Annotated in this window: 29 protein-coding genes; 11 read left to right on the top strand and 18 right to left on the bottom strand. The window is 66.2% G+C overall.

The window, feature by feature from the left end:
• Positions 1 to 149: 149 nt before the first annotated feature.
• Positions 150 to 1,079: an SDR family NAD(P)-dependent oxidoreductase gene (locus RIB52_RS06700; RefSeq protein WP_350174211.1), complete on the top strand. Its 930-nt coding sequence runs from the start codon at positions 150 to 152 to the stop codon at positions 1,077 to 1,079.
• A 456-nt stretch (positions 1,080 to 1,535) separates the two neighbouring features.
• Positions 1,536 to 2,897, top strand: coding sequence for an MFS transporter (locus tag RIB52_RS06695; protein ID WP_350174209.1), 1,362 nt, complete (start codon positions 1,536 to 1,538; stop codon positions 2,895 to 2,897).
• Between the two features lie 10 nt (positions 2,898 to 2,907).
• Here the strand turns inward: RIB52_RS06695 and RIB52_RS06690 are convergent, their stop codons facing one another.
• Both RIB52_RS06690 and RIB52_RS06685 read right to left on the bottom strand, forming a co-directional pair.
• The gene (locus tag RIB52_RS06690) at positions 2,908 to 3,423 is read right to left on the bottom strand and encodes a hypothetical protein (protein WP_350174207.1); all 516 of its coding nucleotides are present in this window, start codon (positions 3,421 to 3,423) and stop codon (positions 2,908 to 2,910) included.
• On the bottom strand, positions 3,423 to 4,835 hold the full coding sequence (locus tag RIB52_RS06685; RefSeq protein WP_350174205.1) for a mechanosensitive ion channel family protein: 1,413 nt from the start codon (positions 4,833 to 4,835) through the stop codon (positions 3,423 to 3,425). Before RIB52_RS06685 ends, RIB52_RS06690 begins: the two co-directional genes overlap by 1 nt.
• 103 nt (positions 4,836 to 4,938) lie before the next feature.
• Between RIB52_RS06685 and RIB52_RS06680 the strand changes: the two genes are divergently transcribed.
• Entirely contained in the window at positions 4,939 to 5,175 is a 237-nt protein-coding gene (locus RIB52_RS06680) for a hypothetical protein (RefSeq protein ID WP_350174203.1), read from the top strand.
• Positions 5,176 to 5,232: 57 nt separating this feature from the next.
• Here the strand turns inward: RIB52_RS06680 and RIB52_RS06675 are convergent, their stop codons facing one another.
• The 6 genes from RIB52_RS06675 to RIB52_RS06650 form a co-directional block, all read right to left on the bottom strand.
• Positions 5,233 to 5,943: a hypothetical protein gene (locus RIB52_RS06675; RefSeq protein ID WP_350174201.1), complete on the bottom strand. Its 711-nt coding sequence runs from the start codon at positions 5,941 to 5,943 to the stop codon at positions 5,233 to 5,235.
• A 45-nt stretch (positions 5,944 to 5,988) separates the two neighbouring features.
• Positions 5,989 to 6,435 carry an META domain-containing protein gene (locus RIB52_RS06670; protein WP_350174199.1) on the bottom strand — a complete coding sequence of 149 codons (447 nt, stop codon included), beginning with the start codon at positions 6,433 to 6,435 and terminating at the stop codon, positions 5,989 to 5,991.
• Positions 6,432 to 6,743 carry a hypothetical protein gene (locus RIB52_RS06665; RefSeq protein ID WP_350174197.1) on the bottom strand — a complete coding sequence of 104 codons (312 nt, stop codon included), beginning with the start codon at positions 6,741 to 6,743 and terminating at the stop codon, positions 6,432 to 6,434. Before RIB52_RS06665 ends, RIB52_RS06670 begins: the two co-directional genes overlap by 4 nt.
• Before the next feature lie 16 nt (positions 6,744 to 6,759).
• Entirely contained in the window at positions 6,760 to 7,182 is a 423-nt protein-coding gene (locus tag RIB52_RS06660; protein ID WP_350174195.1) for a hypothetical protein, read from the bottom strand.
• Positions 7,183 to 7,211: 29 nt separating this feature from the next.
• On the bottom strand, positions 7,212 to 7,829 hold the full coding sequence (locus RIB52_RS06655; RefSeq protein WP_350174193.1) for a hypothetical protein: 618 nt from the start codon (positions 7,827 to 7,829) through the stop codon (positions 7,212 to 7,214).
• A gap of 139 nt (positions 7,830 to 7,968) precedes the next feature.
• Positions 7,969 to 8,754 carry a hypothetical protein gene (locus RIB52_RS06650; RefSeq protein WP_350174191.1) on the bottom strand — a complete coding sequence of 262 codons (786 nt, stop codon included), beginning with the start codon at positions 8,752 to 8,754 and terminating at the stop codon, positions 7,969 to 7,971.
• A 204-nt stretch (positions 8,755 to 8,958) separates the two neighbouring features.
• Between RIB52_RS06650 and RIB52_RS06645 the strand changes: the two genes are divergently transcribed.
• The gene (locus RIB52_RS06645; protein WP_350174189.1) at positions 8,959 to 10,044 is read left to right on the top strand and encodes a helix-turn-helix transcriptional regulator; all 1,086 of its coding nucleotides are present in this window, start codon (positions 8,959 to 8,961) and stop codon (positions 10,042 to 10,044) included.
• Between the two features lie 307 nt (positions 10,045 to 10,351).
• Here the strand turns inward: RIB52_RS06645 and RIB52_RS06640 are convergent, their stop codons facing one another.
• From RIB52_RS06640 to RIB52_RS06625, 4 genes are all read right to left on the bottom strand, one after another.
• Entirely contained in the window at positions 10,352 to 10,720 is a 369-nt protein-coding gene (locus tag RIB52_RS06640) for a DUF2794 domain-containing protein (RefSeq protein WP_350174187.1), read from the bottom strand.
• Positions 10,720 to 11,451, bottom strand: a complete 732-nt coding sequence (epsC, locus tag RIB52_RS06635) for a serine O-acetyltransferase EpsC (RefSeq protein ID WP_350174185.1) — start codon at positions 11,449 to 11,451, stop codon at positions 10,720 to 10,722. The genes RIB52_RS06640 and epsC overlap by 1 nt, the downstream gene beginning before the upstream one ends.
• Positions 11,452 to 11,518: 67 nt before the next feature.
• On the bottom strand, positions 11,519 to 12,160 hold the full coding sequence (locus RIB52_RS06630; RefSeq protein ID WP_350174183.1) for an HdaA/DnaA family protein: 642 nt from the start codon (positions 12,158 to 12,160) through the stop codon (positions 11,519 to 11,521).
• 16 nt (positions 12,161 to 12,176) lie between these two features.
• Entirely contained in the window at positions 12,177 to 13,463 is a 1,287-nt protein-coding gene (locus RIB52_RS06625; protein WP_350174181.1) for a heavy-metal-associated domain-containing protein, read from the bottom strand.
• Positions 13,464 to 13,574: 111 nt separating this feature from the next.
• Here RIB52_RS06625 and purM point away from each other — a divergent pair, with 111 nt between their 5' ends.
• Genes purM through RIB52_RS06610 form a run of 3 tightly spaced genes read left to right on the top strand, consistent with a single transcriptional unit; the run spans position 13,575 to position 16,868 of the window.
• Complete coding sequence (gene purM, locus RIB52_RS06620; RefSeq protein ID WP_350174179.1) at positions 13,575 to 14,684, top strand: phosphoribosylformylglycinamidine cyclo-ligase; 1,110 nt, start codon at positions 13,575 to 13,577, stop codon at positions 14,682 to 14,684.
• Positions 14,677 to 15,654 (top strand): phosphoribosylglycinamide formyltransferase, encoded by a 978-nt coding sequence (purN, locus tag RIB52_RS06615; RefSeq protein ID WP_350174177.1) that lies wholly within the window; start codon positions 14,677 to 14,679, stop codon positions 15,652 to 15,654. Before purM ends, purN begins: the two co-directional genes overlap by 8 nt.
• Positions 15,654 to 16,868, top strand: coding sequence for a sulfotransferase (locus RIB52_RS06610; RefSeq protein WP_350174175.1), 1,215 nt, complete (start codon positions 15,654 to 15,656; stop codon positions 16,866 to 16,868). Before purN ends, RIB52_RS06610 begins: the two co-directional genes overlap by 1 nt.
• Positions 16,869 to 16,928: 60 nt before the next feature.
• Here RIB52_RS06610 and ndk read toward each other — a convergent pair whose 3' ends face one another.
• The 5 genes from ndk to RIB52_RS06585 all read right to left on the bottom strand — a co-directional run bounded on the left by ndk (position 16,929) and on the right by RIB52_RS06585 (position 20,154).
• The gene (gene ndk, locus RIB52_RS06605; RefSeq protein ID WP_350174173.1) at positions 16,929 to 17,351 is read right to left on the bottom strand and encodes a nucleoside-diphosphate kinase; all 423 of its coding nucleotides are present in this window, start codon (positions 17,349 to 17,351) and stop codon (positions 16,929 to 16,931) included.
• A 154-nt stretch (positions 17,352 to 17,505) separates the two neighbouring features.
• The gene (locus tag RIB52_RS06600) at positions 17,506 to 18,015 is read right to left on the bottom strand and encodes a hypothetical protein (RefSeq protein WP_350174171.1); all 510 of its coding nucleotides are present in this window, start codon (positions 18,013 to 18,015) and stop codon (positions 17,506 to 17,508) included.
• A 67-nt stretch (positions 18,016 to 18,082) separates the two neighbouring features.
• Entirely contained in the window at positions 18,083 to 18,517 is a 435-nt protein-coding gene (locus tag RIB52_RS06595; protein ID WP_350174169.1) for a DNA polymerase III subunit chi, read from the bottom strand.
• Positions 18,514 to 18,681 carry a DUF2256 domain-containing protein gene (locus tag RIB52_RS06590; protein ID WP_350174167.1) on the bottom strand — a complete coding sequence of 56 codons (168 nt, stop codon included), beginning with the start codon at positions 18,679 to 18,681 and terminating at the stop codon, positions 18,514 to 18,516. Before RIB52_RS06590 ends, RIB52_RS06595 begins: the two co-directional genes overlap by 4 nt.
• A gap of 12 nt (positions 18,682 to 18,693) precedes the next feature.
• Positions 18,694 to 20,154, bottom strand: a complete 1,461-nt coding sequence (locus tag RIB52_RS06585) for a leucyl aminopeptidase (protein ID WP_350174165.1) — start codon at positions 20,152 to 20,154, stop codon at positions 18,694 to 18,696.
• 191 nt (positions 20,155 to 20,345) lie between these two features.
• Here RIB52_RS06585 and RIB52_RS06580 point away from each other — a divergent pair, with 191 nt between their 5' ends.
• From RIB52_RS06580 to rsmA, 4 genes are all read left to right on the top strand, one after another.
• Entirely contained in the window at positions 20,346 to 22,721 is a 2,376-nt protein-coding gene (locus RIB52_RS06580; protein WP_350174163.1) for an LPS-assembly protein LptD, read from the top strand.
• Positions 22,722 to 22,925: 204 nt separating this feature from the next.
• Complete coding sequence (locus RIB52_RS06575; RefSeq protein ID WP_350174161.1) at positions 22,926 to 24,266, top strand: peptidylprolyl isomerase; 1,341 nt, start codon at positions 22,926 to 22,928, stop codon at positions 24,264 to 24,266.
• Positions 24,267 to 24,270: 4 nt separating this feature from the next.
• A complete protein-coding gene (gene pdxA / locus RIB52_RS06570) occupies positions 24,271 to 25,293 on the top strand; it encodes a 4-hydroxythreonine-4-phosphate dehydrogenase PdxA (RefSeq protein WP_350174159.1) in 1,023 nt (340 codons plus the stop codon).
• The gene (rsmA, locus tag RIB52_RS06565; protein ID WP_350174157.1) at positions 25,290 to 26,114 is read left to right on the top strand and encodes a 16S rRNA (adenine(1518)-N(6)/adenine(1519)-N(6))-dimethyltransferase RsmA; all 825 of its coding nucleotides are present in this window, start codon (positions 25,290 to 25,292) and stop codon (positions 26,112 to 26,114) included. The genes pdxA and rsmA overlap by 4 nt, the downstream gene beginning before the upstream one ends.
• Here rsmA and RIB52_RS06560 read toward each other — a convergent pair.
• The gene (locus tag RIB52_RS06560) at positions 26,104 to 26,541 is read right to left on the bottom strand and encodes an ion channel (protein ID WP_350174156.1); all 438 of its coding nucleotides are present in this window, start codon (positions 26,539 to 26,541) and stop codon (positions 26,104 to 26,106) included. The two genes, rsmA and RIB52_RS06560, sit on opposite strands and share 11 nt — an antisense overlap.
• Between the last annotated feature and the right edge of the window lie 62 nt (positions 26,542 to 26,603).

Raw genomic sequence — 26,603 nt, 5'->3', positions numbered from 1 at the left:
GGCCTGCCGCTACGGCTAGCGAGGCGCCATTCGCGGCCCGAATTCTCGCGGTTGCAAGCCCCGGCCAAAAGTGCCACGCAGCGGCGGCAATCGCGGTTTACGCTCGCGTCAAGTCGGCGCGCGCACCCCCAAGCAGAGAGGACACATCCATGAGCATCGATTTCAAGGACAAGGTCGCCATCGTCACCGGCGCGGGCGGCGGGCTCGGCAAGGCCTATGCACTCGAACTGGCTAAGCGCGGCGCGAAGGTCGTGGTCAACGACCTCGGCGGCTCGCGCGACGGCACCGGCACATCCGACGCGGCGGCGGCTGTCGTCGAGGAAATCGAGCAGGCCGGCGGTGAGGCGATGGCCAATGGCGGCTCGGTGACCGAATACGAGCAGATGGAAAAGATGGTCGCCGATGCCAAGCAGAAGTGGGGCGGCGTCCACGTCCTCATCAACAATGCGGGCGTGCTGCGCGACAAGACCTTCGCCAAGATGGACCCGGCCGATTTCGAATTCGTATTGAAGGTCCACCTCACCGGCTCGGCCTTCGTCACCAAGGCGTGCTGGGAAACCTTCCGCGAGCAGTCCTATGGCCGCATCCTGATGACCGCGTCCTCTACGGGGCTGTTCGGCAATTTCGGCCAGGCGAATTACGGCGCGGCGAAGCTCGGCCTTGCGGGCCTGACCAAGACGCTCCAGCTCGAAGGGGCGAAGTACAACATCAAGGTCAACACCTTGTCGCCGGTCGCCGGCACGCGCATGACCGAGGACCTCTTCCCCGAGGAAGCCTTCAAGCTCTTCGCGCCGGAAAACGTCGTCCCGGCCGCGCTCTTCCTCGTCAGCGAGGACGCGCCGACCAATGCCATCGTCGGCGCAGGCGCGGGCGGCTTCCACTCCTCGTGGGTGGTGATGAACGACGCCGTCTGGCTCAAGGACGAAGACCGCACGGTCGAAGGCTTCGCGGCGCGCTGGGATGAGATCAATTCCTTCACCAACCTGCAGGCCCCGCAGAGCGGTTCGGAGCAGTCGGGCAACATCCTCAAGGCCATGCAGAAGGTCACCGGCGAAGGGCCGAGTAGCGCGCGCGGCTGATCTGCGCTTCTCGCGCCGGAATTCGGAAAAGGCCCGCCCTCGCAAGGGGGCGGGCCTTTTTTGCATTCAAGCGGACAAAGGTGACAAAGTTGACACCCTGTCAACTTTCCAAATCTCCCAATACGGTATTTATTACAAGCGCTTAGAACCTGCTCCGCCCACCGGACGGACAGGGGGAGCGGGGCCTTTTCGGGAGCGAAGGCCCATGCGTGGCGAGGTCGACGATGCGAAGGAGCGATGCGACTTCTAGCGGGGCCGCGGAAGGTAGGAAACGGCGGCGGGCTTAGGGGGAACGCTACCGGAAAACGGACCGGCCGCTAGCGACCGCGAGGAAGACATCGGCTTTGGACCCGCGAGATTGATCCGGGTTCGCCAGCAACGGGTTGCAGTGAGCGGGCGATAGCGTAGGCTGCGCTCTCACCGTGCCTCGACGGTGTATCGGCTGGAGGGGCTCGAATGACGGCTCGCCAAGATTCGCTCATCACCAGCCTGGTCCTTGCCGAGCGCAGGGGCCTGCGACTCTTCACCCTCTTCCTCTTCTACCTGAACCAGGGCATCGCGCCGGGCTTCTTCGCCTTTGCGCTGCCCGCATGGCTGGCGGTCGGCGGCGTCTCGACCGCGGGAATCGCGACCGTCGTTGCCGCGGCGGGCTTGCCGTGGACGCTCAAGTTCCTGAACGGCTTCGTGATCGATCGGTACACCTTCCTGCCGATGGGGCGGCGGCGGGTCTGGATCATCGGCGCGCAAGCGACCCTGCTTTGTGTGCTGGTGACCGGCGCGTTCGCCGCACCGGAGCCGGGCGAGATCGCGCTGATCGCCGCGCTCGCCTTCGCCGCCAATCTCGCGGTCAATTTCCAGGACGTGGGGATTGACGCGCTGGCGATCGACCTCATGCCCGAAGAGGAACGGGCGCAGGCTGCCGGGCTGATGATGGGAGCACAGGTCGTCGGTCTCGCACTGACCGTCGCGGCGTCAGGCTGGATGATCGAGACCTACGGCCTGACCGCGGCGCTGCTGGTCGTCGCGCTCGTTCCGCTGCTGACCATCGGCTATGGTCTTGCCATCCTCGAGCGGCCCGGCGAACGCCGCCTGCCGTGGAGCGCGGGCGAAACCCATAGGCGCAACCGCGCATTGCACGTGGCTGACTGGAGGCCGCTCATCGCCGGGGCCTTCCGCGCGCTGCTGGCCCCGCTGTCGCTGGCCTTCGTTCCTCTGCTGCTGCTGCGCGCCCTGCCTTCGGGAGTTTACGAGACATTCTTGCCCAAGCTGTTCACCGGAGGGCTGGGCTGGTCGCTGACTACCTTCACCAGCCTGCTCGCGCTGCAGGCGGTCGTATCGGGGCTCTACGCGATCCTGCTCGGCGGGCGGCTGGTCGAGCGGTTCGGCGAGCGTCGGATCTACATCGCCTGCACTGCCATCCTCGCTTTGTGGAACGCCTTGTTCGCCGCCTTGCCGATGCTGTGGCAGGACGTTGCCTTCCTGATCGCCTTCACCGTCGTGGTCGAGCTTTCGATCATGACCTACACGATCGCGCTCGTGCCGGTGTCGATGCGGCTGTGCGTGCCGAGTGTCGCTGCGACGCAGTTCGTGGTCTACATGGGAATGGGCGGAGCCGGGCGGCCGCTCGGCGCATGGCTCGCGAGCGCGGCGGACGGAGCGGGCGCGCCGCAGGCGATGTTCGCAGCGATAGCTTTGGCGACCGGCGCGGCGAGCCTATACGCGGTCCGGACGCGCCTTCCCGAAGGCTCGCACGACGCTGCCGACAACGCCTCCGCCGCCCTGCCGCAGGCGAGCGGGATCGCGCCGCGTTTCGACTGACAAGGGCTGCTCAGCCCTGCGGAAAGTGCTCCTCGCGCAGCACACTGCCTTTACGCCCGGCCTCGGACACGAGCATGTCGGCTCGCTTCAGCATTGCCATGAAGGCGCGGTAATCCTCGTCCATGCAGCCTGAATTCCACGCAATCTCGGTCGTGGTTGCCCCTTTCGTCAGCCGGATCGTGCCATAGGCAAGATCGGGCATGAAATTCGCGCATTCATTGGGGTCAGGGGCAGGCTCGGGCAGCTTCGCCAGAATGTTCTCGAGCGCGATGAAAAGCTGCGCGTCCTCCTCGATTTCGTGCCAGACCAGCGTGTAGCTGCCGAGCGGCTCGCCCTCATCCTTGCGCGTCTCGGTCCAGCTTCCCCCGCCCTTGCCGGTCAGGCGCCACGAGGAGATCGGCTCGCCCCACCCCTTGACCTCGAAGGCGATGAAATCCCAGCGGGGTGTCGGGCGCGCTGGCTCCTGCGCGTGGCCAGCGGGTGCCCCCGAAGCGAGCGCGAGGGCAGCCAGAAGAACTCTTGCCATCATTGTCCTCCTGCTGCCGAAAGCGCCGCTTGCTCGTCCTTTCGCAAGTGCAGGTGGAGGTCGCGCTGGGGGAAGGGAATCGAGATGCCGCGTTCGTCGAAGGCCTGCTTTACCCCGGCAGTAAGATCCCAGTGGACAGCCCAGTAATCCTCCGTCCGAACCCACGGGCGGCAAATGAAATTCACCGAACTTTCGCCGAGCTCGTGCACCCTTACGACGGGGGCCGGCTCCTCCAGCACGGCGGGATGGGCGCGCACGATCTGCTCGAGCACGGCTTGCGCCTCCTCGATCGGATCCCCGTAACCGATCCCGAACACAAGATCGACGCGCCTCGTCGAGGTCGCGGTCATGTTGCGGATGATGTTGCCCCATACATTCCGGTTGGGGATGACGATCACCTGGTTGTCGAACGTGACGATGCGTGTCGCGATGATCGAAAAGCTCTCGACCTTGCCCGTCACCCCATCGAGATCGACCGTATCGCCGACGTCGAAGGGGCGATTGATCATGATCATGATCCCGCTCGCGATGTTTCCGAGCGTATCCTGAAAGGCGAAAGCGAGGATGAAGGAGGCCGCCCCGATCAGCGCGAAAAGCGGGGTGATGTCCAACCCGATCAGCGAAAAGGCGACGATCAGCCCGCTGGCGAGAACCAGCCAGAACACGGCTGCGGCGAGGAAGTTCTGCAGCACCATCGACAGCCCCTCTATCCGTGCGAAGCCGCGCCGCGATACGCTGCGGATAAAGCGTGCGAGGATGACCAGCGCGACCAGCGCCGCGAGAGCCGCAAGAGCGGTAAGCGCGAGTGCGATCCCTCCCTCGCGGGCGGTCAGCCAGGTCCATCCCTGTTCAACCAGCGCCTGAAATTCCGAGGTGCGCAATTCGTCGATCGTCACCGCGTCGCGGTAGGCGCGGTATTCGGCGATCCGGGCAACGTCCTCCTCCGCCCCGGCTGCCTTGCGCTCCCATGATCCGAGCACTTGCGAGAAGCGATCGAAAAGGGTGTTGCGTTCGAAGATCAGCGCCGCGAGCGCGGTGCGGACCTCGTCCTTCACCTCGCCATCGGTTCGGTCGATCGCGATCTCCGCCTGCATGACTTCCTCGGTCTTGGCGCGCACGATGGCGAGCCATGCATCGGCGAGCCGAGCGAGCTCATCGCGAGTAAGCGGAACGAGGCGGTGTTCGAGTTCAAGTTCGGAAATGCCGGGATCGACCAGTTGTGCAGGCAGGCCTTCGGGTCCCGCCTCCTTGCCGTTGGCCGCCAGCTCGATCACTTCGGCCGCTTCGGCGGAGAGTTCGGCTTCCTCGCCTGCCGAAGCTTCGGCGTCTCCACTGCCGGGCGCCGCCATGGCAGGGGCTTGCGGAGCGAGAGCCGCCAGGAAAAAGGCGATCAGGTAAAAGACGAGGCGCATCTGGTAAATCGCTCGCTTGCAGCTAGGGTATCGGGCGGGGCCACGTTCGATGCTGACCGGATCACGGTTCGCGTCGCATTCTCGCTAGAGAGGGAACGTGACAATGAAGTGGCTCTTTCTGATCTTCCTCGGCCTATACGCCCTCGCATTGGCCCTGCTTCTGGTCGGCACCTTCGGACTGTTCGGGCAGGAGCGCGATCCGCTTGCTGGCATTTTCCTTGTGCCGCTCGGCCTGCCATGGAACCTTATCGGCGACCGCATCGGACTTGCCGGCGCGTGGTTGGGTATTCTCGCCCCGGCAATCAACGCCGCCATCCTGTTATGGATATGGCGGCGTTGATCCTCCGGGCGGGGCCGTGCCCGAAGCTGGTAACGGTAACCGGGCGGACCGCGGCGATCAGCCACCGAAAATGAGCGCGTCGGGGATTTCGTAGACCTCGACCGTGCCGATTCGCACGATGTTCGTGTCGCCCTTGCGATCGGCATAGATGCCGCCCTCGGAATCGCTTGAGACGGCCCTGCCGCCGCGGAACAGGATCGTGCGCTCACCGCCATCGGGCGTGTCGACATGGACCGTGACGCTCGAGCCGCGCCGGATCACCCCGACGTTACAGGTCGACATCGGCTTGTTCGGTTCGGCGACGCAGCGGATCATCGCGGTCGCATGGTATGGCGTGCCGGACACGAGCGCGTCCGAACTGTGGCTGGCCCCGGCGCCGGTGGCCGAGATCGTCAGGCGATAGCTCGCCCGCTCCCCGCGGCGACCCTGCGCGCGGAACTGGTAAACCCGGATGGTGTAGACGCCGCTCTTCGACGTTCGGACTTCCATCTGCTGCCCGCTCGAACTGTTGTAGATCGCAACATCGCCCGCGCCCGGCTCAATCACGTTGAAATAGGCCATTCCCTGCCGGTTCTGCAGCGAAACGGCGAGCATCTGTCCCGCGCTCAGGCGCAATTGGTAGTCGATGTAGTCGCGCCCGACGATGGTCCCGTCGATCGTTGTCCCGGTCGCGCCGCGGGCGAAATGCACCTGTTCGACGTGCTGGGCATGGACGGGCACAGCGACCGCGGTGGCGAAGGCTGAAAGGATCAGTGCAAAGCGCTTCATCTTGAGTTCTCCAGGAAGGACAGGAGCGTCCGGGTTTCGCTGCACCTAGTCGCGGGCGAAGACGTAGACTGCGCCTTCGCTGCGGATGAGAAGTCTCTCCTCGTCGGGCTTCAGCGTAAAACCTGTCGCTTTCGGCAGTTCGGAAGCCAGGACTTCGCCAAAGCTCGGCGGCGGGCAATAGGCACGCGTTGCCGCTACCGGGCCGAAACTGATCGTGCCGTTTCCGTCCCTCGGCATCGCCGCAGACCAGTTGCCATTGCCGCGATTGCAGTCGAGCCGCATGAAGGCGCGGTCCTCCTCGAAGGTTATCGTGTGACGGGCCGACAATTCGTCCGTCAGCGTCGTCGAAGTGCCCGAGGTCTCCACATCGACCAGCCGCCAGCTTGTCCCTTCGAGCGGGTGCGGCATGGACGAGGTCGAGCACGCCGACAGCGCGAGAGCCGCTCCGGCGGCCAGCAGCGCTCCAAGGGCGCGCGAGTGGTTCGTGTTCATTCGTTCCCCGCTTTCTTGAAGTTTGCCATGACATCACGGCACGCAGCGGCGCTGCCAACGATCTGCTGGCCATCGGCGATCGGTTCGGCCGAAATATCCTCGGCCGCGCGTTTCATCACCTCGTCGACTTGCTCATCGGTCAGGTAATTGAGTTCCTGAGCCGCCCCGACGGTCGAGCAGATGCCGGCCGACAGGCCGACGCCCGCGCCCGCCCCTGCCATGGCCCCGCCGATCAGCGGGCCACCGATAAGCACGCCTGCGATAAGCCCGACGACGAGTGCGATGATCCCGATTGCGAATTTGCCCATTATGCTGTGCCTTTCCTCAGCCGCCTTCGACGAAGGCATCGACGATGACGTAGGTTTCCGGCCCGAAATTGATCGTCACCCGGTCACCGCTGCGTGTGGAATTGAAGGTCCAGCCTGCCGAGCCATCCGCCTCAGCGCTATCCGAACCATAGGGCATCGTCCCGCTAAAGTAGATCGCGCGCTTCAACCCGTCGGGCTTGGTGATTTCAACCAGATGCTTGCCATCCTCGTCCCAATTGCGCTTCACCCCGGCGGGACACCTCTGGCGCGGGGCAGCCCCGCCAAACCCACAGGGTATCTCGGTCGTCGCATTGTAATCGGTGTCGGGGACCATCGCGTCGGGCGGGCCGTCTGCGTAGGCCGGTTCGTCCCCGTACCCCGAACCGGAACAAGCCGCGAGGCCGCCGAGCAGGCAAACAGGGGCGATCAGGTGTTTCATCTCAAGCCCAGCAATCCGGGAGGAGGGCATCACAGCGCGCCCTCGTCTCCGGCGTATGTCACTTCGGCGATCGTGCCGTCGCGATTGGCGAGGCAGCGCCACGGCGCCTGGGCCCCCTCGACATTGATATAGATCGCGATCGCGGCCTCGGATTCCTCGATCCGGTTGGTCCCGAGCACGCGCGCGCCCGTCGTCTGCGCGACCGTGTCGGCACAGAGGCTTTCGAGGCCATTCGGGCCACGGATGGCGACTTCTTCACTGGCGGCGGAAGTGGCGGGAGCCGCCTCGACAGGGCCGTTCTCGCCCATGCCGACATTGGCATCGCCCATCGGAACCGAGACGAGGCGCACGCCTTCGACATTGCCCACGATCTCACCGCCCAGCGCTTGGGCAGAGGTCTCGTCGGGGCAGCCGACGAGCACCGCGCTGTCGTCAAGGTAATTCGAGGTCGCCGCGCTTTCGCCGAGCCGTCGGCAGGCATCGCCCTTTTCCGGGTAGCCGTCGCCGAAGGGAGCGAGGCTTTCGGGAATTTCGGCCATAGCCGTTTCGGTTTCGCCCGCTCCGGCTGCCGTTTCGTCGCTCGCCGCTCCGCCGCAGGCCGACAGCGCGAGAACCGCTGCCGAGCCGATCATCATTCGCATCATCATGTCTGAAAGTCCTGTCTATTTGCCCGTGAGGCCCATGGCATCGAAAGTGGTCGCGGGGGGCGGCGCGGACGAAGACTTGTGCCTCGCCGATGCGTCCGTAACCGCCCCCCGCTTGGGCCGGGTCATGCGCCCCGGCCGATCAGCGGCACTTCGGATGCGTCTTGATGTCGGAGATGTCGTAGACCTTGCCGTCCGCGATGGTCACCTGCAGGCACTGGCGCGACTGCGGCCTCCACTGGATCGAATAGCGAGTATCCCCGCTGGTGAAGTTGTCGACCTGCCTGAACCCGCGCCGCTCCAGATCGCTCATGGCACCGCGAGCGCGTGCACCGCGCAGGTCCTTGAAATCGACCGTCCGGGAATAGCCGCCGCGGCGGTGATGGTGCCGCAGGTTGGCGTTCCGCTGGTTCACGCCGGCTTCGTAGCCGAGCCTGTATTCATCGGTCCCGCGCCGGTTGTGATAGGACGCGTTGTGGAGCCCGTCGGTGTAGCCGCGATCATACTCGCGGTCCGATTCGCGCCTTTCGTCGTCGCGGTCGTCGTCATCGTGCTTGCTGCCGAAGATCGCGCCGAGAATGGCGGCGCCTGCGGCAACACCCAACGCCGCCTTCGCACCCGAATTGAGGTGGTGGTTGCAATCCTGGTCGCTAGCATCGTTGATCATCTGGACGCGGCCGCTATATTCCTCGACGCGGACGCAATCGTCCGAGCTCTCGTCCCACCAATAGCTGTAATCGTAACCCTGCGAATTGCTTTCGTGGCTGACGAAGGCGAAACCGCGATTGCGCAATTCGCGCTCTGCGGACCCGGCGCTCATGCCGTTGACGTCGATCAGCTGGTCGGCCTTTTCAGCGAGCGCCGGTGTCGCGGCAAGTGCCGTGCACACCGAGGCCGATATTAGAATGCGTGTAATGCGATTGGTCATGGTCTGCTCCCAGTTCCCCCGACGAGGCGCCGCCGGATATTCTCCTCCACCGAAGAGTCCCCCTCGGACAATTTTCGGTTTCCGTTTCGCAAACTAACCAATGATCGGAAGGAGATATATCGACACCTTCGGCCACGAAGTTGACATTTCCCGCCAATTGTGGCGCGTTGCGCAACAACCTTCTTGCGGTGTGGGGATCGCGCCATGAATGACTGCTCCGCTGGATTCGATGTCTGCATCGCCGCATTGGCGCGAAGCGACCCTTTCATGGCGTTCGCCAACGTGCCGACGGGCATCTGTTCGTTCTGGGCCGAGAGCCTCGGTTGGCCCGAATGGCTGGCCGAGGGCACGGCTTTCGCCGGGGCGCGCAAGCTGCCGTCCCGGATCAGGCTGGTCGACGACCTGAGGATCGTCGGAAACCTGATCGAGAAGGTGGGCGAGGATCGGCTGGTGGAAATGATCTTCGACTGGGACCGTTTCCCGGGAGACGTCGCAGTGCTTTCCGCGCCGGATCTCGAAGCTGCCCTTGTCTATCTCCTGAGCAACGTCGAGCGGGCGAACCCGCCGATCAAGCTCCATTTCAAGAAGAGCGGTCGGGACGCCCGCCTCTCTTGGGCGATCGATCCCCGGATAAAGCCATTCGGGCGAATCTACGAACAAGTCGTCATGGCCGTCCTTTTCCGAGTGGTGCGTTCGTTCGTCGGCCTGAAGGACGATAAACGCGACGCGCTGCGCGAAGTGACTCTTGGCCCGGCGTGTTCGCCGGAAATCTTCGCGAGACTGGTCCCCTGCCGCGTCGTGCAGGCGCCGGGCGACCCTTACATGATGCTGACCGGCGATGCCCTCGCCATCGCCAACCCCGGCTTTAACCCGGCGATGTGGGACGAGATCCTGACCCGCAATGCGCGTGGGCCGGGTGAGCGTGAGGGTCGCCCGATCCCTGCTGTCGAAGCGGTCGAGGCGGCTCTGGCAATCGCGCTCCGCGATCATGGGCGCGTGCTGCAATTCGCAGAGATTGCGCGTTCGCTCGACAGGTCGGAGCGGACGCTGGCACGCGACCTCGCAAAGGCGGGGGTTACCTACCGCAAGCTGATCGACCGCGTCCGCATGACGATGGCCCAAGACCTCCTTCTCGGGGGAGGGCTGACGGTAACTGAGGCGGCAAGCCGACTGGGTTACAGTGACGACTCGTCTTTCGTGCGCTCGTTCCGGCGCCATTTCGGCATCTCGCCGGCGCGATGGTGTCAGGGCGAACGTCTCGCGTCGTCGAAAGGCGATATGGCAGCATAAGCCTCAGCCCAAGGAGGAACGGTGAACCAGGCGGGGCCGCAGAGCCCTTGCCGCTGAACGCACCTGCACTTGAAGCCACCCGGGCTCAGTGGCGCACTGCATCCTCTTGCGGCTTCGCCGTCGAAAAGCGGTTAACACATTTAATGGCAAAAGGCGGCCTCGAAGAGGATCTGGGGACTACCTGGCATCGCATACGCGGCGCCGCGAACGACCGCCTCCCACCCATCTTCGGCCATCGGGACAGGCGGCTCGAGCGTTCCAAATCTGCCACTGGTGCTCCAGGGCCGGGCCGCGCCTTGTCTCGCGCCTAGTCCTCGACCGCCTTCACCAGTCGCCGCTCCATCGGCGCGAGGACATTGGCGAGGTCGTGCCCACGCTTCATCACCTGGCCGTGTTCGCCGAACAGGGTCCACATGCCCTGCTTGTTCCTCAGCGCGGGGCGCTTTTCCAGCCGCGCCTGCGGGCGTTCGGCGGTGCGGCGGAAGGCGGCGAAAGTCGCGCATTTCGCATCGAAGTCCATCGCGTAATCGCGCCATTCGCCAGCCGCGACCATGCGCCCATAGAGGTCGAGAATGCGCTGCAGTTCCTCGCGCTCGAAGCCGACCTGGCCCGCCTGTCCGCGCGCGGGAAAGGCAACGACCTGTCCGAGGATCCCTGCGCCCTTGCCCGCTGCCATCAGTCGGCGGTCCCGCTCTTGCGGCCGAAATCGAGGCTTTCCTGCCGGGCGGATGCGTCCTCGCTCGCGCGGGCCTGCGCGGCCTTCAATTCGGCGAGTTCCGCCCTCAGCGCATTGAGATCGCTTTCGAGCTTTTCGATGCAGTCGCTGCGCGGCTCGCACGGATCGTCGGACGGCGTGCCGTAGGGAATGAATTCCTTGATCCACTCCTCCGCCGGAACCAGCGTCGAGCGCGCCTTGAGCCCCACCATCGTCGCGCCCGGCGCGACGTCCTCTGTCACGACGGCATTGGCCCCGACGCGCGCGCGCTCGCCCACGATGATCGGGCCGATGATCTGCGCACCCGAACCGATGATGACATTGTCCTCGATCGTCGGGTGGCGCTTGCCGCCTTTGCCGTTGGCCGGATTGGTCCCGCCCAGCGTCACACACTGGTAGATGGTCACGTTATCGCCGATTTCCGCCGTTTCGCCGATGACGGTGAAGCCGTGGTCGATGAAGAAATTGCGCCCGATAGTCGCACCGGGATGGATGTCGATCGCGGTGAGCGCGCGGCTGACATGGTTGACCACCCGGGCGAGGAAATAGAGCTTCGCCTCGAACAGCCAGTGGGCGATGCGGTGAAAGCCCAGCGCCCAGACGCCGGGATAAAGCAGGATTTCCCACCGCGAACGCGGCGCCGGATCGCGCGCATGGACGGAGTCCAGATAGGCCTTGAGCTTATCGAACATACCAGAGCAATCTTCCATCAAACGCGGCGTTTTGCAAACCCTTCACCCGAACCCGCGATCTTGACCGTCAGATCAGGCGTCCTTGCTCGGGCCCCTGCAATGCCTCAAGCGCGGCTCGCCAGACCGACATGGTGGCCGGGACTTGCCGTTCAAGGCTGATCCGGTCGATTGCGGCGACCAGCCGTTCGAGATCGACAAAGCTCCGCTCGGTCCGGGGCACGAGGTAATCGGCCGCACCGGCTGCCAGAGCGAGGCCGCGCTGTTCAGCCATGGCCTCGATCAATTGCGCCGCCATGGCATCGTCCGGAGCTCCGATCTCAAGCTGGAGCGAACCGCCGAGGCGCGAAGCAAGATCGGGCAGCGCGATGGTCCATGGCTGGCTGTCGGCGATCAGCAACAGCGGCTCGCCCGCGCGCGATCCGCCCTCCTGCCGATCATTCCAGCGATGGAACAGGTCGGCCTCGTCCCATGCGTCCGCGCGATCGATCACCGCGATCCCGCGTGCCGCCGCCCATTCGCCGAGCAGCGACTTGCCCGACCGCGGCGGCCCGGTGAGGACGGCGGTGTGGAATGGCCATCGCGCGGGGTGTGACAGCGCCTCGATCACCCCGGCATTGGCATTGCCGATCACGATGCGCCGCCCCGCGCCTCCGGTGCCGGGCGCCAGCGGAAGCGCGATCTGCGAAGGGGAATCGGGAGCCGGAGCCATGGCGTACACGCCCCGCTCAGCGGCTGATGGCGAGCGCGCCCGCGCCGCGATTGACCGCAAAACCGCGCTGAACAAGAGCCTCGGCAAGCTCGTCGAGACTGCCCGCATAGCGCACGCTCATCACCGAAGTCCCACCCATAGCGGTGCTGGTCACGGCAAGGGAACGCACGCCCGGAACCCCGCGCATGGCGGAGAGCGTCGCATCGAAGGCGCCCGCATCGGGGGTTGCGAATTGCACCGTGATCGCGCGCGCCGGGGCTTCGGTCTCGGTCGGCTCGGGTACATTCCCGGTCTCGGTCGTGCCGTCCTCGGGTCGGGCAGGCGTCCCCGCCTGTTGCGCGCCCGCTTCCTCCGCTGCCGCATCACGCTGCCGGACCGCACGCCCGATCTCGATCAGGCGGAGCAGCACGGGGTCGATGTCGCCCGTATCGCCGCCCTCCAGCGTCGGGTCGGGCTTGAGCTTGCCCTCTTCGAGCGCTCCCTCGAACATCCGGTCGAAACGGCGAACCGCCTCGGCCAGCATGGCCGGGACATCCTCGGGGCTTTGCGCCGCGAGCTCGAATTCGCCGAGAAACGTGCTGTCGGGGCCATAGCGCGCCGTGAATATGCCGCGCGCGGGGCCGCCGGGGAACTGGTAGTCGATCCGCGCCACGGCCACGAGAGCATCGGCCGCACCGTACTGGTCGAGCGTCGTGCGCCACCAGGCCCGGCTGCGCCGCGCAGTCTGGCCGAAATTGATCAGCAGCGAATCGCCCCCCGCACCGCTCGGCCGGACATAATCGATCCGGCTGGTTCCCGGATTGAACTCGGCCCAGGCGCGCTGCCATTCATTGCGCCGTTCGAAGGTTGTATAGCTTCCTGCACTGGCGAGGACGGGGATGAGCAGCATTGGTGCCGAGGCGCGTTGCTGCGACTGCCCGCCGAGATAGCGGCCCGCGCGCTGCCGGTCGAACACCACGCCAAGGGTCGCGATATACCGCTCGGGACCGATATTTTCCCGCTCGATCACGATCGCGGAAACCATCGAGGATAGCTGGCCGTCGGAGATTTCGGGACCGCCGACCTTGTCCCATGCCTTGCGCTGGGCCTCGCGCCAGGCCTGCTGGCGTGCTTCCTCGCCCGTATCGCCAGTGACGTCGACCTCGATCCCGCGCACTTCGATATCGGCGCTCGAGGCCGTCGGCGCGATGCCGCGTTCGCCGGAGACCTGCGCCAGGACCAACGCATAGCCACCGGCGAGCAGCGCAAGCGCGCCGAACACGGCGACCACATGGCGCAGCCAGCCGCGCGGAGGGAGCGGCATCCCGGCTCGGGGCCGGTTCAGGATGGGAGACAACACAACCATGGTGGAAAGCCAGCGCGCTTTTGCCCAAAGGTGAGTGGAATTCCAAGCGCGAAAGGTTAAGGAACGGGCATGAGCGAGCCGCCCCGACCCTCCGACAGCCCCTATACCTATGAACAAGCCGGCGTCTCGATCGAGGCGGGCAATCGTCTCGTCAAGGCGATAGCCCCGCTCGCCAGGACGACCGCGCGGCCCGGAGCCTCCGGCGAGCTGGGCGGATTCGGAGGGTTCTTCGATCCCAGGGCGGCGGGTTATGCGGACCCCTTGCTGGTCGCGGCGAATGACGGGGTCGGGACCAAGCTGAAGCTCGCGATCGAGCACGACCGGCACGACAGCGTCGGAATCGACCTTGTCGCGATGTGCGTCAACGATCTTGTCGTCCAGGGTGCCGAGCCGCTCTTTTTCCTCGACTATTTCGCGACCGGCAAGCTCGAGGAGGGTGTCGCAGAGCGCGTGATCGCCGGGATCGCCGAGGGCTGCACGCAAGCCGGATGCGCGTTGATCGGCGGGGAGACGGCCGAGATGCCGGGAATGTATGCGCCCGGCGACTACGACCTTGCGGGTTTCAGCGTGGGCGCGGTCGAGCGTGGGGAGCAGCTCACTGGCGAGCGGGTCGCACCGGGCGACGTGCTGATCGGCCTCGCTTCCTCGGGCGTCCATTCGAACGGCTATTCGCTGGTCCGTCGGCTCGCTGCCGATTTCGGCTGGAGGATGGATCGCCCGGCCGTCTTCGATCGCGATCGCCTGCTTATCGACGCGCTGATCGAACCGACGCGCATCTATGTCGCAAGCCTGCTCCCGCTTATCCGAGAGGGTTACGTCAATGCGCTTGCCCATATCACCGGCGGCGGTTTGCTCGAAAACATTCCGCGGATGCTTCCCGAAGGCGCGCATGCACGGCTCGATGCCGACAGCTGGGAACAGCCGGAGCTGATGGCCTTCCTCCAGGCCCAGGGCAACATCGAGCCGGAGGAACTCGCGCGGACGTTCAATTGTGGCCTCGGCATGGTGCTCGCGGTCGCACCGGACAAGGCCGACAAGGTCATCGAGCGGCTTGTGGCGGCGGGCGAAGTCGCGCACCGGGTGGGCGGTATCGTCGCGGGCCCGCGCGGCTGCACCGTCAGTGGCAGCCGCGGCACGTGGAGCGCGCGCGAGGCTTTCGAAGCGGGCCATCATGCCTGAGGCAACCCGATCCCGGGCGAAGGTCGCGATCTTCATCTCGGGCGCGGGGACCAACATGGCCGCGATGCTTTATGCCAGCCGCCTTCCGGGCGCGCGCTACGAGGTGGTGCTCGTCGCCAGCAACAATCCCGAGGCCGAGGGGCTCGCGCTGGCCCGGCTCGAGGGCGTGGCGACCTTCGCCCATTCGCACAAGGGCATCAGCCGCGCAGTGCAGGACGAAGCGATGGAAACCGCGGCGCGAGAAGCCGGGGCGGATTACATCGTCCTTGCGGGCTACATGCGCATCCTGTCCGAGGAGTTCGTGACGCGCTGGGAAGGCCGGATGCTCAACATACACCCCTCGCTGCTGCCGAAATACAAGGGGCTGGACACCTATGCCCGCGCGATCGAAGCGGGGGACAGCCATGCCGGGGCGAGCGTCCACCTCGTGACGAACGAACTCGATTCGGGCGAGGTGCTGGCGCAAGCGCAGGTTCGCATCGATCCGCAAGACACGCCCGCGAGCCTCGCCGAGCGGGTCCGGCTGGCCGAGCACCAGCTCTATCCGCGCGCGCTCGCCGACTATGTTTCGCGCGGGCGCGATCCGGCGCACCTGCTGGCGCGGGTCCGCGCGCTGGCCCTTGCCCTGCCCGAAACGCACGAGCGCGAAAGCCACGGCGCTCCGGGCTTTCGGGTAGGCTCGGAAAAATCGGGCCGGTTTTTCGCCCATTTCACCGACCGTCACCATGGCAGCGGACATGTCGCCCTGCTGGTCAGGACGAGCGGGATGGACGAATTGCTCAACCTCGTCGAAAGCCAGCCCGAAAGCTATTTCAAGCCCGCCTATTACGGGGCGAGCGGGTGGGTCGGCGTAATCCTCGACCGGCCGGGGCTCGACTGGGCGCATGTCGGCGAATGGCTCGAGCGCAGTTGGCGCAGCGTCGCGCCCACGCGGCTGGCAAAGCTGCGCCTTGCGGTGGATGCGGTGTGATGGGCGTTCCGCCGCGCGACCACCCGCTGGCGCGCTCGCCGCTTGCCGAAAGGGCCAGCGCCCTGCTCGGGAGCGCCTGGCAGAAGCGCCGGCTGCCCGAACCGTCCCTCGTCGCACAGGAGATCTGGCAGATCGCCGCAAGGCCGCTTGGTGCTTTGGCCGAGACGGCCGAACATGCCGGGCGGGGCGCGGGAGAGGTGGCCGATTTCCGCGAACGCTTCGAGAGGCTCGCCGCCGCCGTGCGCGAGGAAGCCGACCTGAACCCGCTCGGCCGGGCCATGGCGCACGGCCAGCTCGTAAGGGTGGTGCGCAATCGCCTGCGGCTCGGCGCACTATGGGCGCGGCGGCCGGCCATGGCCGAGACCCCCCTCGCCCCCCCGATCATCGTCATCGGTCACATGCGTTCGGGCACGACCCGCATCCACAAGCTGCTTGCCGCCGACCCGGCCCATTCGCACACCCGCTATTGCGATGCCTATCACCCGGTCCCCTCGCGCTTCGGCGTGAACCGCGCGAAGAGCGCGCTCGACCTCGCCCTGCTCGGCGCGCTCAATCCGTGGCTGCAATCGATCCACCCGATGGCGCCTGCAAGGGCGGAGGAGGAACTCGCCTGGATCTCGGCCGCGCTGCACCATTCGATCTACGAATCGCAGTGGCATATCCCCAGCTTTTCGGCCTGGAGCGAGGCCCGCGATCCCGCACCGATCTACCGCGAATTCGCGCGTGTCCTGCGGACCGACGCCGCCCATCGCGGCAATGCGGGACGGCCGCGGGTGATGAAAGTGCCGGCATTTGCAGAGGATCTCGCCACGCTGCTCGGCGAATTCCCCGATGCCCGGCTGGTGATCGCCGAACGAGACCGGGAGGCGGTGCTGAAAAGCGCGGTCTCGCTGGCGGCGAACCAGATGGCGATCCAGTCGGACAGCTGCGACCTTGCCCGGATCGAGGCGCTGTGGCGGCACAAGATCGCCATGCGCGAGGCGCGCATGGCAGAGGCGCTGGGCAATTGGGACGGACCGGTAACACGGCTGGACTTCGATGCGCTCAATGAAGACTGGGAAGCCTCGATCCGGCGCACTTATGCCGACCTCGGCCTGACGCTGACGGAGCGTGCGCTGGTTGCGATGCGGGCAATGATGGACGAGAGCGCGCGCGGGTCGCACCGCGATCACTCCGCCCAGCTCGCCCGCTTTGCCGAACGGCGGGCGGGGTAAAGCGCATGCAAAATGGGCCGCCCCGCGCGGACGGCCCTGTCCTGCGGCAGGAAAGCGGGTTCAGCCGACGATCTCGTCTTCGCTGAAGAAGAAGTCGATCTCGATCTTGGCGTTCTCTTCGCTGTCCGAGCCGTGGACGGTGTTCTCGCCGATCGACAGCGCGAATTCCTTGCGGATCGTGCCCTCGGCGGCTTCGGCCGGGTTGGTTGCGCCCATCACGTCGCGGTTGCGCTTGACCGCGTCCTCGCCCTCGAGGACCTGCACGACGACGGGTTCGCTCATCATGAAATCGACCAGTTCGCCGAAAAAGGGGCGCTCCTTGTGGACCGCGTAGAAGCCTTCGGCCTGTTCGCGGGTCATGCGGATGCGCTTGGAAGCGACGACGCGCAGGCCAGCCTCTTCCAGCATCTTGGTGACCGCGCCGGTCAGGTTGCGCTTGGTGGCATCGGGTTTGATGATCGAAAAGGTGCGGGTGACCGCCATGCTTGGTGTTCCTTGAACTAGAAAAAGGGGCCCTGACGGGCGAAAGGGAGGAGAAGCGGCGCGGGACAGGCTCGCCCGGCCGGGTTCGGCGCGCGCTTAGCCCCGGCCGCGCGCCAGTTCAAGCCCGATGCGGTCGCCGGGCCGGTCTCGGTGCCTATTCGGGCAGCCGACCGATGAAGAGCTGTCCGCTCGTCGTGTCGCCGGAGACGTTGGCGCTGACCTGGAAAGCGAGGCTCTCGACCTCGTTTTCTCCCGCCAGCATCAGTGTCTCGCCCATTGTCGCATCCATCTGCAATTCGACCCCTGCGGCTTCGGCCTGTGCCCGATAATGGGCGATCACCTCTTTGGGCGCGGCATCGCTTTCGAAAAGGATCATGCTGCCGGTCCGTTCGCCCTGGGCGATGACCGAGTTCGAGATCACGCGCGTTCCGGGATGGAGTGAAAAGCCCGGCGGCAGTTCGACCGGCACGTCCTTGCCCGAACGCAGCGTGGCCGTGCCCTCCTCCGTCTCGAGCGACATGCGCGCCTCGCCCGTTTCACGGTCGATCGTGTATTCCCCCGTCTTGCCCTCGTCGCTCGTGAATTCGCCGCTTTCCTGCGCCCCGCCGCAGGATGCCAGCACCAGCGCAAGTCCGAGCGCCGTCAGGATCCGTGTTCCCTGCATTGTCCCCTCCCATGGGCGCGTCTGCCCAAGGCGGAGCATCGCCCCTGCCACGATCGGGTGCAAGGGCTCACGCGACCCTGCGCCACTTTCCGCCCTCCTGGCGGTAGAAGGAACGCTCCACCCCGACCGGCCCGTCGAGCGCACGCCACGTCGCGCGCGCGGCCTCGATGGTGTCCTCGCCGAAAAGCAGGAAGAGCCGGGAGAATCCTTCGCATTCGCGCCAAATGCCGTCGGCGAAGACCACGTGGCTGGCCCCGTTGGGCGCGACCGGCTCGGCGGAGAGCAGGATCGGCTGCCGCTCCTGCCCGGTGTCGCCGGCGTGGCCGTTTGCAAGGAAGCTCTCGGGCGAGGCGTCCCACAGCGCATTGGCGATGAGCTGGCGCTGTTCGGCATCGTCGCTGACGACCAGCAGGCGTTCGCCCTGCGCGAGGACACGCGCTGCGATGAGCGCCACGACCCGGGGGGGCGGATCGCGCGAAAGCTGCCAGAAATCGACTTTCATGACGCCGTGCCGCCTGTCGCATGGCCGCCCTGCCCCTTGCCGCGCCTGCACCGTTCGGAACAATAGCGCACGTTCTCCCAGTCGCGCGCCCATTTCTTGCGCCAGGTGAAGGGCAGGCCGCAGGCCGCGCAGGTCTTCGTCGGCAAGTCGGCTTTCCGGCGCATCTTCGCCAAGGGCTATTGCTCCACGGTTTCCTTCACGAAGCGGTCGAGCAGGCGCGCGCCGTATCCGGTCGCGCCCTTGTCCCACGTATGGCCGGGCTTGGTCGACCAGACCATCCCGGCAATATCGAGATGCGCCCAGGGCGTGCCCTTCTTGATAAAGCGCTGGAGGAACTGCGCCGCGGTGATCGAACCGGCCTCGCGGGGCCCCACATTCTTCATGTCGGCGATCGGCGAATCGATCAGCTTGTCGTAGGCCGGGGCGAGCGGCAGCCGCCACAGCTTGTCGCCGACGCCTTCGCCCGCGCAGGCCAGCTGGCCGGCGAGCGTGTCGTCATTGGCGAACATCCCGCCATGCTCGTTGCCGAGCGCGATGATCATCGCACCGGTCAGGGTGGCGAGGTCGACGATGCGCGCGGGATCGAATTCCTCCTGCGCCCAGTGCAGCGCGTCGCACAGCACCAGCCGGCCTTCGGCATCGGTGTTGAGCACCTCGACCGTCTGGCCGCTCATCGTCGTGACGATATCGCCGGGACGCTGGGCCTTGCCGTCGGGCATGTTCTCGACGAGGCCGACCACGCCGATCACGTTCGCCTTCGCCTTGCGCCCGACCAGCGCCAGCATCGCGCCCGCGACCGCACCGGCACCGCCCATGTCCCATTTCATGTCTTCCATGCCGGGCGGCGGTTTCAGCGAGATGCCGCCCGTATCGAAGGTCACGCCCTTGCCGACGAAAACGGTCGGTTTTTCGCTCTCGGCCCCGCCGTTCCAGCGGATGGCGAGGATCCGGCTCGGCTGGTCCGATCCCTGCCCGACACCGAGCAGCGCGCCCATGCCGAGCTTTTCCATCGCCGCATTGTCAAGCACGACCAACTGTGCGCCGGTATCCTTGAACGCTTCCTCGCACATCGCGACGAAGCTTTCGGGATAGAGCTTGTTGGCCGGTTCGGTGACGAGGGTGCGCGTGAATTCGACCCCCTTGGCAACCGCCTCGGCCTCGGCCCAGGCGTCTTTGGTACCGTCCGGCGCTCCGACGACATGGACCGTGTGGAGGCTCGGCCGCTTGTCGGCGGGAAGCTTGGTGCGATAGGTATCCATCCGCCATGCGCGCAGCCGCAGGCCGAGCAGCGCCGCCGCCGCCTCCTCGCCCGAAAGATCCGCATGGCCGAGATCGATCACCATGTCGGTCTCGCCCGAGGCGAGATATTTGGCACTGAGCGCGGCGCCCGCCTTTTCGATATCGAGCCGCCGCTTGCTGCCATCGGTTTCGCCCGCTCCGGCGAGCGCGATCCGACGCAGCGCGCCATCCTCCATGGAGAAGGTTTCGAAGACCTGTCCCGCGCTCCCCTTGAACCGCGCCGCATTGGCTCCGTCGACCAGCGCGGCATCGAGGTCGGCAGGCATGTCGCCCTGGTTGAGGATACGGGCATAGAGCCGGACATTGGAGGGCGGGTTGTCGCTGAAACGAATCTTCATGGGGTCTCCCGACTTGGCCTCCCGGATGCTTCCGGGCGGGCGGAAATGCAGTTCTGGGCTCGGCCGGACGAACGCGCGAAACAGCTGATCGCTCCCGCAAGGCAGAGCGCGATGGCGGGCGGCTGATCGGTGGCCGGACCGGGCCTTGAATGGCGATTGCGATTAGGCTCCAGCGGTGCAATAGGCAAGGCATGACGGCAGGTTTCACGGGGCACGCGCGCATCGCCGCGCCCGGCGCGACGCGCGCCCGGCTGCGCCGCGCCGCCTCCCCGCTGCCGCTGCTGCGTGCGTGCGTGATGGGCGGGTTCGGGTCGGCAGCATTGGTGCCGGCAAGTCCGGCGGCGGCTCTCGATCCCGTGCTCGATCCGGTGCCTGCTCCCCTGCTTGCCTCGGCAGAGCAGGCCGAGGGCCCGCCGCTCGACCTGCCCGCCGCCCCGCAATCGCGCGAGGAGTTGGTCGGCGAGGATCGGATCCTCGCGTTCGAGGCCGACCGGCTCGCCTATAACAGCGAGGCCGAAATCGTTACTGCGAGCGGCGAGGTCGTGCTGCGCAGCGAAGACCGCTCGGTGCGCGCGGACGAGGTCGTTTGGTATCGCGACAGCGGGCGCATCGTCGCGACCGGCAATATCCGTTTCGTCGATGAAACCGGCAACCAGCTGTTCACCGACCAGATCGAGTTGACCGACGAATTCGAAGCGGGCGCGATGGAGGAATTGCTCATCGCCCTGCGCGCCGGGGGACGGCTTGCCGCCCGCTCGGCCAGCCGCGCCGACGACGGGACCATTCTGCTCGACCGGGCGGCCTACACGGCCTGTCCGGTGACCGGCGAAGACGGCTGCGCGAAGGATCCGAGCTGGCGCATCACCGCCGACCGTGTGATCTATGATCCGGACGAGGCGCGGGTGCGCTTTCGCGGTGCCATGCTCGAATTGTTCGGGGCACGGATCCTGCCCCTGCCGGGCCTTTCGCTCAACACCGACGGTGAGGCGGTGTCCGGCTTTCTCGTGCCGAACATCCGCGTGACGCAGGTCAACGGGCTCGAATTGTCGGGCGATTATTACTGGCGCCTGGCAGACAACAAGGATCTGAGGCTGGGCGCCTATGTCTTTTCTGCGGTCGCGCCGATGGTGAGCGCCGAATGGCGCCACCTGACCGGGACGGGCGCCTACCAGGTGACCGGCTACCTGACCCAGAGCAGCCGTGTCGCCGACCTGACCGGACAGGCCACGACCGAAAGCGACCCGCGCGGTTACCTGTTCGCCAATGGCCGGTTCCAGTTCACCGAGCACTGGAGCCTGACCGGTTCGATCCGGGCCGCGAGCGACCGGACTTTCCTGCGCCGCTACGATCTCAGCCGCGACGACCGGCTGCGCTCGACAGTGAATATCGAGCGGATTGACGAGGATTCCTACCTCAGCCTTGCGGGATGGGCGACGCAGACGCTGCGGATCAATGCCCGGCAGGGGCAGATCCCCATCGCACTGCCCGCATTCGATTATCGCCGCATTCTCGAAGACCCGCTGCTGGGCGGGGAAATCCAGCTTCAGGCGAACACGCTCGCGCTGCTGCGGACCGATGGACAGGACACCCAGCGCGCCTTTGCCGGGGCGCGCTGGGATCTCAGGACGATGACCGGGCTCGGTCAGGTCGTAACCTTCAGCGCGCTGGCGCGCGGGGATGTCTATCACACCTCGAACACCCGCTCGACCCTGACCGAGATCTATCGCGGCAATGAAGGCTGGACCGGGCGCGGGATCGCGATCGGGGCGATCGACATCGAATGGCCTTTCGTGGGCGAAGCCTTCGGCGGGACACAGGTACTCAAGCCCCGGCTGCAGTTGGTCGCAAGTCCCTCGATCGAAAACCTCGCCGTGCCCAACGAGGACGCACGCGCGATCGATCTGGAGGACTCCAACCTTTTCGCCCTTAACCGCTTTCCCGGCTACGACAGGGTCGAGGACGGGACGCGGATCACCTGGGGCCTGGACTGGGAGCTGCAGAAGCCCGGCTGGCGGGTCAAGACCACAGTCGGCCAGTCCTACAGGCTCGAAGAGAAGGACGAGATCTTCCCCGACGGCACGGGCCTGTCGGAACGCGTGTCGGATTTCGTGGGCCGGACCGAGGTGCGCTATCGCGATTTCCTCGCCTTCACGCACCGCTTCCGGCTCGACAAGGACAATCTTGCCTTCCGCCGCAACGAGATCGATGCCGCAATCGGGTCGCGCCGGACCTATCTCGAGGTCGGCTACCTGCGCCTCAATCGCGACATCCAGACCGTGGAGGACTTGCAGGACCGCGAGGAGTTCCGCGCCGCAGCGCGAGTCGCCTTCGCCAATAACTGGGCGGTGTTCGGATCGGGCGTGTTCAACCTCACCAGCGCCGAGGAAGACCCGGTTTTCGCCCCCGACGGGTTCGAACCTATCCGCACGCGGCTGGGCGTTTCCTACCAGGACGAATGTCTCGAATTCGGCTTTACTTGGCGACGCGATTTCATCACGGCCGGGGATGCGGCGCGGGGCAATTCCTTCCAGCTGTTCTTCGCCCTCAGGAATCTCGGCTTCCGGTAGCCCGCGGGCGAATTGGCAGCGGCGCAAAAAAGGGCTACATGCGCCCGCGAAACGGACGATGCACGGGCCGAAAAACCGGGCCGAGAGCTTTTCACTCAGCGCAGGTTCAGCCCGGCTTAGGCAGGGAAAACGACCGGCGAATAGGGCGTGGGGCCGCCGCTCGCCGACGAATAAGGACGGAACAAGCGCGTGATTTCGAAGACCATGATGAAAACAATCTGTGCCGCTATCAGCTCGGCAGTGCTCGTCGCCGCACCGCTCGTGCCCGCAGCCGCTCAGACGGTGGCGGTGCCGACCGCAGACAATCCCTTCGGCATTCCCGATGACATCCAGATCCTCGGCAAGGAAAACCCGGACACCCGCACCGCGACCGCGGTGGTCAACGGCTATGTCATCACCGGGACCGATATCGAACAGCGTGTCGCGCTTGTCACCTCCGCCTCCGAGACCGAGGTGTCCGACCAGGAGCTGGAACGCCTGCGCGTGCAGGTCCTGCGCAACCTGATCGACGAAACGCTCAAGATCCAGGCTTCCGAAGCGCTCGAAATGCCGGTCAGCCGGGCCGAGGTGGAACAGACCTATGCCCAGCTCGCAGCCCAGAATTTCGGACAGGAACCCGAGAAGATGGCCGAATACCTGGTCTCGATCGGTTCCTCGCCCGCCGCGCTCAAGCGCCAGATCGAAGGCGAGATCGCGTGGGAAAATCTCCTGCGGCGTAACATCATGCCCTTCGTCAACGTCTCGGCCGAAGAGGTCAACGACGTGCTCGAAAGGCTCGAGGAATCGCGCGGTCAGGACGAATACCGGGTCGGCGAGATCTATCTCTCCGCCACTCAGGAAAACCGCGCCGCCGTGCTCCAGAACGCCCAGCGCATCATGGAGCAGTTGCGCCAGGGTGGCAGTTTCGTCGCCTATGCCCGCCAATTCTCCGAAGCCACCACCGCCGTTGTCGGCGGCGATCTGGGCTGGATCAGGCTTGGCCAGTTGCCTCCCGCGCTCGATGCCCAGCTGCAACGGATGCAGCCGGGGCAATTGAACGGCCCGATCGAGATCCCTGGCGGATTCTCGATCATCTACCTTATCAACAAGCGCAAGGTCGCCATGGCCGACCCCGCCGATGCCCTGCTCAGCCTGAAGCAGATCGCGATCAGTTTCGAGCCCGACGTGTCGCAGGAGGCGGCGGAGGCCAAGGTAAACCAGTTCGCGCAATTCGTGGGCAACCTGCGCAGTTGCGCCGATGCCGAAAGCGCGCGCGACGTGCTCGGCGCGACGGTCGTCTCGAATGACCAGATCCGCGCGGCGAACCTGCCCGAACAGCTGCGCGCGATCATCCTCAACTTGCAGATCGGCCAGACCACCCCCCCCTTCGGCTCGCCGGAGGAAGGCGTGCGGGTGCTGATGCTCTGCGGTCGCGACGATCCGGAACAGGTCGGCGGGCCGAGCTTCGACGACATCATGGACCAGATCGAGCAGGAGCGGATCAACAAGCGCGCCCAGCGCTACCTGCGCGACCTGCGCAACGACGCCTATATCGAGTACAACTGATCCGGTGACGCCCGAAGCCCCGATCGCGCTGGCGCTCGGCGATCCGGCCGGGATCGGTCCGGAGATCATCGCCGAGGCCTGGGTCCAGCGCGCCCGGACCGCGCCCGCAGGCGGCGCGCCGCATCCCTTCTTCGTTGTCGGCGGGCCGGAGGTGCTGCGCGCGGCGGTCGAGGCGCGCGGGCTCGATTGCCCCATCGTTCCCATCGCCGAGCCGACCGAGGCGCTGTTCGCCTTTTCCGCCGGCTTGCCGGTCATGGCCGGGCTCGATGCGCCCTACACGCCGGGTGAGCCGTCGGAAGCGGGCGCGCGCCTCGCGCTGACCTCGCTCGCCTATGCGACCCGTTTCGCGCTCGGGCACGTGGCGGCGGGGCTGGTCACCGCGCCCATCGCCAAGGCGGAGCTTGCCAAGGTCGGCTTCGCCAATCCGGGCCAGACCGAATTCCTCGCCGATGCCTGCCGCCTGCCCTATCGCGATGCGGTGATGATGCTCGCCGGGCCGAGCTTGCGCACCGTGCCGCTGACCGTGCACTGCGCGCTTGCCGAAGTGCCGTCACTCCTCACATCCGACCTCATTGTCCACAAGGCGCGCATCGTCGCCGTCGGCCTGGCGCGCGATTTCGGGATCGAGCGCCCGCGCCTCGCCGTCGCCGGGCTCAACCCGCACGCGGGCGAAGGGGGCAAGTTCGGCGACGAGGAAGCGCGGATCATCGAACCCGCGATCCGCACGCTCGCGGACGAAGGGCTCGACGTCACCGGCCCGGTTCCCGGCGACGCCCTGTTCACCTCGCGCGTCCGCGGGACCTATGACGCGGCGCTGTGCATGTATCACGATCAGGCGCTGATCCCGCTCAAGGCATTGGAATTCGACGAGGGCGTGAACGTCACGCTCGGCCTGCCGATCATCCGCACCTCGCCCGACCACGGGACGGCTTTCGACATCGCGGGCAAGGGGATCGCCGATCCCGGCGCGATGATTGCCGCCATCCGCATGGCGGCGACCTGCGCAGCGGTCCGGGCGGCGGCGTGACCCCCCTTCCCCCGATCCGTGAGGTGATCGCCCGCCACGGCCTTTCGGCATCGAAAGCGATGGGGCAGAACTTCCTCATGGACGAGCAATTGCTCGCCCGCATCGCCGCGATACCGGGCGATCTTTCACACAAGGCCGTGCTCGAGGTCGGCCCCGGTCCCGGTGGCCTCACCCGCGCGCTGCTGCGCGCAGGGGCGCGCGTCACCGCGATCGAGATGGACCGCCGCTGCCTCCCCGCTCTCGCAGAGCTCGGCGAAGCCTTTCCGGGGCAACTCACCGTCATCGAAGGCGACGCGATGAAGCTCGATCACGCCCTTGTCATGGGCGGCGAACCCTTCGCGGTGGTTTCCAACCTGCCCTATAATGTCGGCACGGCGCTGTTCGTGAAATGGCTCTCGGGCGAGGACTGGCCGCCCGCATGGACCTCGCTCACGCTGATGTTCCAGCGCGAGGTGGCCGAGCGGATCGTCGCCGCGCCGGGTACGGGCGCCTATGGCCGCCTTGCCGTGCTCGCCCAGTGGCGCGCCCGGGCGAAGCTTGCGATGAAGGTCCACCGCAGCGCCTTCACCCCGCCGCCCAAGGTGATGAGCGCAGTGGTCCACGTGACGCCCGCCGAAATGCCCGCCGGGGTCTCCGCACGCATGGTCGAACGCCTCACCGAAGCCGCCTTTGGCCAGCGCCGCAAGATGCTGCGCCAGAGCCTCAAAGGCGTGCCCGGCGCGCTCGATGCGCTGGGTACGCTCGGCATCGACGAGACCCGCCGCGCCGAAACGGTGAGCGTCGTCGAATTCGTCGCGCTCGCCCGCGTCCTTACTGCCTGAAGGTCTCGCCCCAGATGGTGTAGATGAAGGTCGCCGACCAGGTTATCAGCATGAAGCCCGACAGCGAGAGCATCATCACCATCAGCCGGATCGGCCCGTGCGCCTCCATGCCGGTATAGCCGAGCGTGGAAAAGCTGATCCCGGCGAAATAGAGGTAATCGGCCGCAAGGCTGCTGTTCATCCCGTCGCTCAGCATCCCGTATTGCGGCTCGCCCAGCAGGGTGGCGATGACGACGGCGGCGATCGCGATCTCGATCATGTGGAGGAGCGCAAGCCCCCAGAAGGTCAGCAGCAGACCCAGGGGGCTGTGCTGATGGCGCTGCGGCTTGGCCCAGCGGATGCCTTCGAGGCCGAGAAGGTGGATAAGGCCGAAGGCGAACAGCAGGGCAACGCCATAGCCAAGGACATGAAGTTCCGCCTGGGTCATCACCCGGACCAATGACCCGGGCGGCCGAGTTGTTCCGCTTGCAACCCCGCTTACCAAACGCT

Source organism: Erythrobacter sp. (assembly GCF_040217515.1).
Lineage (GTDB): Bacteria > Pseudomonadota > Alphaproteobacteria > Sphingomonadales > Sphingomonadaceae > Erythrobacter.
Note: the sequence above shows the minus strand (reverse complement) of the source record. Positions and strands in the feature narration are given on the sequence as shown.